Annotated in this window: 7 protein-coding genes; 6 read left to right on the forward strand and 1 reads right to left on the reverse strand. The window is 42.9% G+C overall.

Features of this window, described 5'->3' with window-relative positions:
- Positions 1-151: 151 nt before the first annotated feature.
- Positions 152-1,039 carry a winged helix-turn-helix domain-containing protein gene (locus tag A142_RS14090; RefSeq protein ID WP_029405723.1) on the reverse strand — a complete coding sequence of 296 codons (888 nt, stop codon included), beginning with the start codon at positions 1,037-1,039 and terminating at the stop codon, positions 152-154.
- 230 nt (positions 1,040-1,269) lie between these two features.
- Between A142_RS14090 and A142_RS14095 the strand changes: the two genes are divergently transcribed.
- The 6 genes from A142_RS14095 to csrA all read left to right on the forward strand — a co-directional run bounded on the left by A142_RS14095 (position 1,270) and on the right by csrA (position 7,414).
- Positions 1,270-1,548, forward strand: coding sequence for a hypothetical protein (locus A142_RS14095; RefSeq protein ID WP_019826329.1), 279 nt, complete (start codon positions 1,270-1,272; stop codon positions 1,546-1,548).
- A 164-nt stretch (positions 1,549-1,712) separates the two neighbouring features.
- Positions 1,713-2,219, forward strand: coding sequence for a thiol peroxidase (gene tpx, locus A142_RS14100; protein ID WP_019826330.1), 507 nt, complete (start codon positions 1,713-1,715; stop codon positions 2,217-2,219).
- Between the two features lie 179 nt (positions 2,220-2,398).
- Entirely contained in the window at positions 2,399-2,887 is a 489-nt protein-coding gene (locus A142_RS14105) for a hypothetical protein (RefSeq protein ID WP_019826331.1), read from the forward strand.
- A 252-nt stretch (positions 2,888-3,139) separates the two neighbouring features.
- Positions 3,140-5,722, forward strand: coding sequence for an alanine--tRNA ligase (gene alaS, locus A142_RS14110; RefSeq protein ID WP_019826334.1), 2,583 nt, complete (start codon positions 3,140-3,142; stop codon positions 5,720-5,722).
- 220 nt (positions 5,723-5,942) lie between these two features.
- Complete coding sequence (locus A142_RS14115; RefSeq protein WP_081324713.1) at positions 5,943-7,124, forward strand: aspartate kinase; 1,182 nt, start codon at positions 5,943-5,945, stop codon at positions 7,122-7,124.
- A gap of 92 nt (positions 7,125-7,216) precedes the next feature.
- Positions 7,217-7,414: a carbon storage regulator CsrA gene (gene csrA, locus A142_RS14120; protein ID WP_004415691.1), complete on the forward strand. Its 198-nt coding sequence runs from the start codon at positions 7,217-7,219 to the stop codon at positions 7,412-7,414.
- Positions 7,415-7,934: the final 520 nt, after the last annotated feature.

The raw sequence follows: 7,934 nt of genomic DNA on the forward strand, positions 1-7,934 counted from the left end.
CTCTTAGCTAAGAACTTGAAGCCTCGCATTGTATGCGGGGCTTTTTTATTGGCAGACACATTCACCGCACTTCCTCTGTTTCTCATTTCGGCGTTCGCTATCTGCAACCCCCTCAAAGCTAAGCCACTGATTTTTTGAGCGACAAGATCACTTATTGCTGTGGTTTGCCTTTGCAGTAAAAGGACTCCAGTAAGGGATTAATAATGGATGGGTAAATATTGAGGCCGTCTAGCTTCTGTTTGAAGATATTTTGACTCTTTCGATTGTTGGTAAAAACAAAAGCATACATTGAAATGATGTTGTCTCGGAAAGCTGAATTAGTGATACGAATGTAGATATTTTTTACATTGCACTGCGATAGCTCGAGGTGATTGATGTATGAGGTCATTTCGGGTGCAGTGATTGTATTTGATTGGTCATGAACATAAAGCGTGGCACTACCAAACGCATAGGACTGGTAGTTGTCTTTATCTAAAAATGGCGCTCGTTCTTTGTTGTAATGAATGGAGTAGTAGGCGACTAATATGATGCCCAGCCACAGGGCACATAAGTTTAACGTAAATTGACGAGGAAACTTGGTTTTCGTTTTTTGATTACTGACTGGTTGTTGTAAATCTGGGCTTATCTTTGCGTCATCAATGCCAGTGTCTGCACTCGCCAATTCAAGTTGCACTTCAGCCTCAGCGAACGGCTTAATTTCTTCAACTTGCGGAGCTTGTTGCTTTGGTGAAATCACCAACAAGTAACCTTGCTTACTGATTGTTTTGAGCTCGAGCTCGTTGGTGTCTAATTTTTTGAATACTTTGCGAATATAACTAATGGTGTTGGTTAGAGATTGATCGGTAACCAATACACCTTGCCAACACTCTTCAAATAACTCCTCTCGCGAAATGCATCTATCTTGGTGCTTTAACAAGTACAACAGAACCTTGAATGGTAGAGGGCGCATGCTGACCGTGATATCCACTGGATGGTGAGTCAGCGTCCTTATCTCAGTATCAATAGTGACGGAATAGGTGATATTACGCGTTTGATTCATGGGCTCAGTAATTTAAATGGAGTTCATTTTGGCGGGCGGTACTTTAAGCATAGGAGGGCTGTCTGTAACTGTAAAATCTCATTGGTTATATAAAGATTACATTTAGCTATGTGGTTATGTTTTTGTTTGGCAATGGTTTGTGGTGGAAGCGATGGCTGGTTGCTAACGTAATGCCGCCTCGAGCTTGGGTGATAGCTTGACTTCTAATCGTTGTTTTAAAGGTAATTAGGATGCCAGAAATTAAACAGAAAAACTCTCAATCGGTGAATCAGCTGTTGCAAGAGTATAAGGACGTCACTTCCATAGAGTCCTTTCAACTGGATGTCGTTCAGTCTCTTACTAAGATTTTTGCCGATAAAGATAAGAGTATTGAACACTGCGACAAGGTGACCTTACTAAAGGTTGCTCAGCAGCATATTGATCAAGAAATTGATTTCTCTCTTTCTGTTGGTTTCGACGATGCGGTTCCTATCCTCAATCAAATACGAAAAGTAATCGAAGCTGCCTAAGCGTTGAATTTGCGCCCGAGGGTTAATAAACGTTTTTACTGACTTCGCAGGTGCAAATTATGAATGACATATAGATAAGAGATGTTCGATTTGAATGTCTTTAGATAATAGCAACACAGTCAGCTACAACAGCCATTTTTAGAATTACATTGAAAGGAATAAACATGAACACAGTGACATTTATGGGCGATAAAATCGCACTAGCAGGTGACTTCCCACAAAAAGGTGAAGTACTTACTACACCAGTAATGACATCGGTATCGTTAGCACCACTAACGATTTCAGAAAAACAAGCTGATTTTAAACTGATCTACTTGTTCCCAAGCGTTGATACACCAGTATGTTCAAGCAGCACTAAGGTGATCTCTGAACTAGCAGAGCTAAAATCAGAGTCAGTGGATGTATACACGGTTTCAACCGATCTACCATTTGCGCTTGCTCGTTACCAAGAGAGCGAGGGTGTGGAAGGCGTGGAGCAGCTATCGGTATTCAAAAATCCAGAGCTGTTAAAAGCATTCGGTACACAGTTTGAAGAGCATGCACTATCTGGCTTGTCAGCTCGTGCAGTTATCCTACTAGATGCGAATAATGTAGTTTTACACAGCGAACTGGTTTCGGAAGTGACTGAAGAGCCAAACTACAACGCTATTATTGAAGCTCTGAAAGCTTAATCATAGCGAGAGGCCTTGGTGAATTTTGGGCACCAAGGCTTCACTGCTAATTAGGCGAAACTTTATGGATTACAATATTTTGCTGAACCTAAGCAGGTTTCAGTCTACGCTTATAATTCCAATGCTTGCTGTGGATGATAGGTAAGTAGAGAATCAAATCAGATACAAGGTGTCACGCATTGATAAAATCTAAGCCTGCAATTTTTGTCATGATTTCAGCGTTAGGTGCATTGATTCTGACAATTGTCTTACTCATTCAACCTATCTCTTTAAGAGGGAGTCAGTGGGCGTGTAACCTCAAACATTTGGGTTTTGTTACGCCATCGTATGCGCAGTACTCTGAGTTGAATGAATTTATGCTGTACTCATTTAGTTCTGACGAAGATTTTTTTGTCAGCGATAGGATTCAAACTGTGAATCAGCAGGGGGCAGTCGAAACGGCAGAGGTAGTGTTTGTCGGAAAATACACATTGCAAGATAATCATTTAGAGATGGTATTTAATGAAGTGAACTTCAGACATAAACACCCGAATGACATGATCAATCGTAATCAGGCGCTGTATAAGGGTTTTACGATTCAATATGATATTGAATTGGAAGGTGATTTTCTTTATCTGTTCTCTGCCAATAATAGTGAAGAGTTCAATCATATCTGCACTAAGCGCTAGCCTTCTATAATCAGTAATACCCAGTGCGTTCTCTTACTTATCAGAGTTGATTGAAGCCTCCCCCATAAACATTCATCACACCGGTTTTCTTCATATCTACTTGGTACAACCTAGTGGAATATTCTTCATTTTCGCTAATTCCAACTAAAATCCTATCCAAGGGCGTCTTTTCTACAAGAAAACTAGTCGAAGCCTTAACCATGATCTACAATACGGCAAAATTCTAACTCGACTATTTTCAGGAAGAGCTGCATGTACATGAGCACTGATGAGGTTCGCAACGCGTTCCTTAAGTTCTTTGAGAGCAAAGGACACCAAATCGTAGACAGTTCATCGTTAGTTCCACATAACGATCCAACCCTGCTATTTACTAACGCAGGTATGAACCAATTCAAAGATTGCTTCTTAGGCGCCGAAAAGCGTGCCTACACTCGAGCAACTACGGCTCAGCGTTGTGTACGTGCGGGTGGTAAACACAATGACCTTGAAAACGTAGGTTTCACGGCTCGTCACCACACGTTCTTCGAAATGCTAGGCAACTTCAGCTTTGGCGACTACTTCAAAGAAGAAGCGATTGGCTTTGCTTGGGAATTCCTGACTGAGACTCTTCAACTGCCAAAAGACCGTCTGCTGGTAACGGTATACGAGACAGATGATGAAGCATTCGATATCTGGAACAAAAAAGTAGGTGTTCCTGCTGACCGTATCGTTCGCATTGGCGACAAAGAAGGCGGTAAACAGTTCGAGTCTGATAACTTCTGGACGATGGGTGACACAGGTCCTTGTGGTCCATGTACTGAAATCTTCTACGATCACGGTGAGCACATCTGGGGCGGCCGTCCTGGTACACCTGAAGAAGATGGTGACCGTTTCATCGAGATCTGGAACAACGTATTCATGCAGTTCAACCGTCACGCTGACGGTACAATGGAACCGCTACCTAAGCCTGCTGTAGATACAGGTATGGGTATTGAGCGTATTTCTGCAATCATGCAGGGCGTTCACTCTAACTACGAAATTGATGTATTTCAAAAGCTAATCAAAGCGACAGCGGAAGTTGTGGGTCATGACGATCTATCTAACCAATCGCTACGCGTTATTGCTGACCACATCCGTTCTTGTTCATTCCTAATCGCTGACGGCGTTATGCCTTCAAACGAAGGTCGTGGCTACGTTCTACGTCGTATTATTCGTCGTGCAGTTCGTCACGGTAACAAGCTTGGCGCACAAGGCGTGTTCTTCCACAAACTTGTGGGTGTACTGGCTGAAGTGATGGGCTCTGCGGCAGATGAACTTAAGAAACAGCAAGAGCTTGTTGAAAAAGTACTTCGCATTGAAGAAGAGAATTTTGGTCGTACTCTAGAGCGCGGCATGGTTATTCTTAATGACGCACTAGACGCACTTGAAGGCAAAGAGCTTGACGGCGAAACAGTTTTCAAACTTTACGACACATACGGCTTCCCAGCTGACCTTACTAACGATGTAGCTCGTGAACGCGACTTTACTATCGATGAAGAAGGCTTTGAGAAGGCGATGGAAGCACAGCGTAAGCGTGCACGTGAAGCTGGCCAATTCGGCACTGATTACAACGCGACAATCAAAGTAGACACCAACACTGAGTTCTGTGGTTACACAGCAACTGAAGGTGCTGGTGAAATCTCTGCGCTATTTGTTGACGGCGAAGAAGTATCTTCACTATCGGCTGGCGACAAAGCAATCATCATCCTTGAAGAGACGCCATTCTACGCTGAGTCAGGCGGTCAATGTGGTGATGCTGGTACACTAAAAACAGCGTCAGGTCTTTTCAAAGTACAAGATACTCAAAAGCTAGGTAACGCATTTGCGCACCACGGTGAGCTAGTAGAAGGTGTATTTGCTAAGGGCGATAAAGTAGAAGCAACCGTTGACGCTGAGCGTCGTGCTGCTATTTCACTAAACCACTCTGCAACGCACTTACTTCACTCTGCATTGCGCGAAGTGTTAGGTGAGCACGTTGCTCAGAAAGGTTCTTTAGTTAAGCCAGACAATCTACGTTTTGACTTCTCTAACCTTGAAGCGGTAACACCGGCACAGATTAAAGAAGTAGAGCGCTTGGTTAACACACAAGTTCGTAAGAACCACGTGATTGAAACCAACATCATGGATATCGAGTCAGCGAAAGAAAAAGGTGCAATGGCACTGTTTGGCGAGAAGTACGATGATGAAGTGCGCGTTCTATCTATGGGCGATTTCTCTACTGAGCTTTGTGGTGGTATCCACGCAAGTAACACGGGTGATATCGGCCTATTCAAGATCACCTCTGAAGGTGGTATTGCTGCGGGTATTCGTCGTATTGAAGCGGTAACGGGTGAAGCTGCTCTAGATGCAGTAGAGGCTCAGGCTAACGCTTACGAAGAGAAGCTTGCTGAATCAGCTAAGAAAGCGAAATCTCTAGAGAAAGAAATCCAACTGCTTAAAGAAAAGATGGCTGCTGCAGAAAGCGCAAACATCATGGGCAAAGTAGAAGACATCTCTGGTACTAAAGTTTTGGTTGCTGCAATTGAAGGCGCAGACAACAAGAACCTACGTACTATGGTTGATAATGCTAAAAACCAAGTAGGTAGCGGCATCATCCTGATCGCAAACGTAGCAGACGGTAAAGTTGGCTTGATTGCTGGTGTAACCAAAGACCTAATCGGCAAAGTAAAAGCGGGTGACCTTGTTAAGATGGTTGCTGAGCAAGTTGGCGGTAAAGGTGGCGGTCGTCCAGATATGGCTCAAGCGGGCGGTACTGACGTTGAAGCACTGCCAGAAGCACTTAAATCTGTGCGTACTTGGCTAGAAGAGCGTCTTTAAGCTTAAGTAATTGATACAAAGATGCCCAATCAGTTGATTGGGCATCTTTTATTTTGCCTATTGGAAGCGTGTTTAAACAAGGTTTGATTGAGATTAACCAAGAAGTCTAATGGTGGCGTTAGACTCCTTGGTTAATTTTTTATTGCTTCGCCCTGACGCGGAGTATGTGTTTTTTTGTCATATATAGACATTGGTCTTGGGAAGGTGAGGACGGGTGAAAATGCCTCTTATCGTGCAGAAATTTGGTGGAACGTCGGTGGGTTCAATTGAACGAATCCATCATGTAGCAGAAAAAATCATTGAAGCGAAAAATGAAGGGAACCAGATTGTGGTTGTCGTTTCTGCTATGTCAGGTGAAACAAATCGGTTGGTTAACTTAGCCACACAAGTTGATAGCGTACCAAACGCTAGAGAACTGGATGTGCTGTTAACGGCTGGCGAGCAAGTTTCCATGGCCTTGTTAGCAATGACGTTACACAAGTTAGGTTATGAAGCGACATCGATGACTGGCTATCAAGCCAAGATACACACGGATTCTAATCATAATAATGCAGCGATTGAGCGTATTGATACTGCCCCGATTCAAGCACTGTTAGATGACAACCAGATTGTCATTGTTGCAGGCTTTCAAGGATTCAATGCGAAAGGCGATATCACAACATTAGGTCGCGGTGGTTCAGATACTACAGCGGTAGCGCTTGCGGGTGCCTTACAGGCGAAAGAATGCCAGATCTATACTGATGTAGATGGTGTTTACTCTTGTGATCCTAGAGTCGTGAAGCAATCTCAAAAATTAGATACTTTAGACTTCCCTTCTATGGAAGAGATGTCCCGCCGAGGTGCTAAGGTTTTGCATCTTCCGTGTGTTCAGTATGCATGGCAGCACAACGTGCCATTGCGCGTGCTTTCAAGTTTTGAACAAGGCGAGGGCACATTGATCACGGGGAATCAGTGTTTGAATGATATTGCTGGTATCGCTATTCAAAGAGATATGGTGCGTATCGAGTGTTTGAATGAAGACTTACCGTCTTTCATTTCACATTGCCAACTGTTGGGGATCGAAGTCTGTAGTGTGATCGAGGAAACAGAACGGGCAGCACTCATTATTAAACAAGACATAAGTGCCAAATTAAAACTAGTTTTTGACGAGAAAATCCGTAATAGTGAACAGGTTAGTTTGTTAACTGTGGTAGGAAGCCGAACACAAGAAATTGTGGTCAGTTCACATGGATTGTTGTCTGAAGGCGAAATTGATGTACAGCATCACTTATTGCAGCAGCAGTCTTTAACTTTGGTGATATCACCAACGCAAGTCGATATGGCTGCTAACATATTACACAATGCATACATCGTAGCGCGTGAAACACAGGGTTATCCTAAAAAAGAAGTGCATTTTGGTTAAATAAACTCAATCGATAGTTTACGAAAATATAACTTTTGTTGGATAATGCTCTCGTAGCTAGATAAATTTAGAGATTACTCAAGGAGCAAAGAATGCTAATTTTGACTCGCCGCGTTGGCGAAACACTGATGATTGGTGATGAAGTAACAGTTACTGTACTAGGCGTTAAAGGCAACCAAGTACGTATCGGTGTTAACGCACCTAAAGAAGTATCTGTTCACCGTGAAGAGATCTACATGCGCATTCAAGCTGAAAAAGGTAATGGTAACGTTGCATCTGGCAACTACTAATACTTTTGCGTAGAGAAGAGGCTAGCATTGTTGCTAGCCTTTTTTGATCTTGGGGAATCGAAACACTCATTATGACATAGATGAGTTGGATAACGGATCGGGCTCAAAGTTGTGAAGTGAATGCTTTGTGATGTTGTGAGATACAGACAAGGTTGAACAGAACTGTTGCTCTCTATTTTGTTTGGCAAAACTCAAGATTTATTAGCTTCCCCTATGGCGAAAATACGCATCCCGTAGTATTGTGCCATCAGCGGTAGCACTTGCTGCTGGATAAATTAGATAATTGTTTTCGGCTGTTTATTATTGCCAATCTTTCACCTTAATTTTTAAGGGAAAAAGCGCGATTTGAATCTTATAAGTTCAATTTGCAAGCGCTTTGGTTAAATAGCAAACGGTTGAGTGTTTTTGTCCAATTTTTTTCAATAAAGTGTTTGACATATTTTCGGTAAAACGTAATATGTGCCTCCGCAAGACGGTGAGGTGGCCGAGAGGCCGAAGGCGCTCCCCTGCTAAGGGAGTA

Source organism: Vibrio splendidus 12E03 (assembly GCF_000272105.2).
Taxonomy (GTDB): domain Bacteria; phylum Pseudomonadota; class Gammaproteobacteria; order Enterobacterales; family Vibrionaceae; genus Vibrio; species Vibrio splendidus_I.

What these genes read in the sequence shown, in the direction of transcription:
- A142_RS14115 (WP_081324713.1), top strand. Translation starts at nt 5,943, where the DNA reads ATGCCTCTTATCGTGCAGAAATTTGGTGGAACGTCGGTGGGTTCAATT.
- A142_RS14095 (WP_019826329.1), top strand. Translation starts at nt 1,270, where the DNA reads ATGCCAGAAATTAAACAGAAAAACTCTCAATCGGTGAATCAGCTGTTG.
- csrA (WP_004415691.1), top strand. Translation starts at nt 7,217, where the DNA reads ATGCTAATTTTGACTCGCCGCGTTGGCGAAACACTGATGATTGGTGAT.
- tpx (WP_019826330.1), top strand. Translation starts at nt 1,713, where the DNA reads ATGAACACAGTGACATTTATGGGCGATAAAATCGCACTAGCAGGTGAC.
- A142_RS14090 (WP_029405723.1), bottom strand. Translation starts at nt 1,039, where the DNA reads ATGAATCAAACGCGTAATATCACCTATTCCGTCACTATTGATACTGAG.
- alaS (WP_019826334.1), top strand. Translation starts at nt 3,140, where the DNA reads ATGTACATGAGCACTGATGAGGTTCGCAACGCGTTCCTTAAGTTCTTT.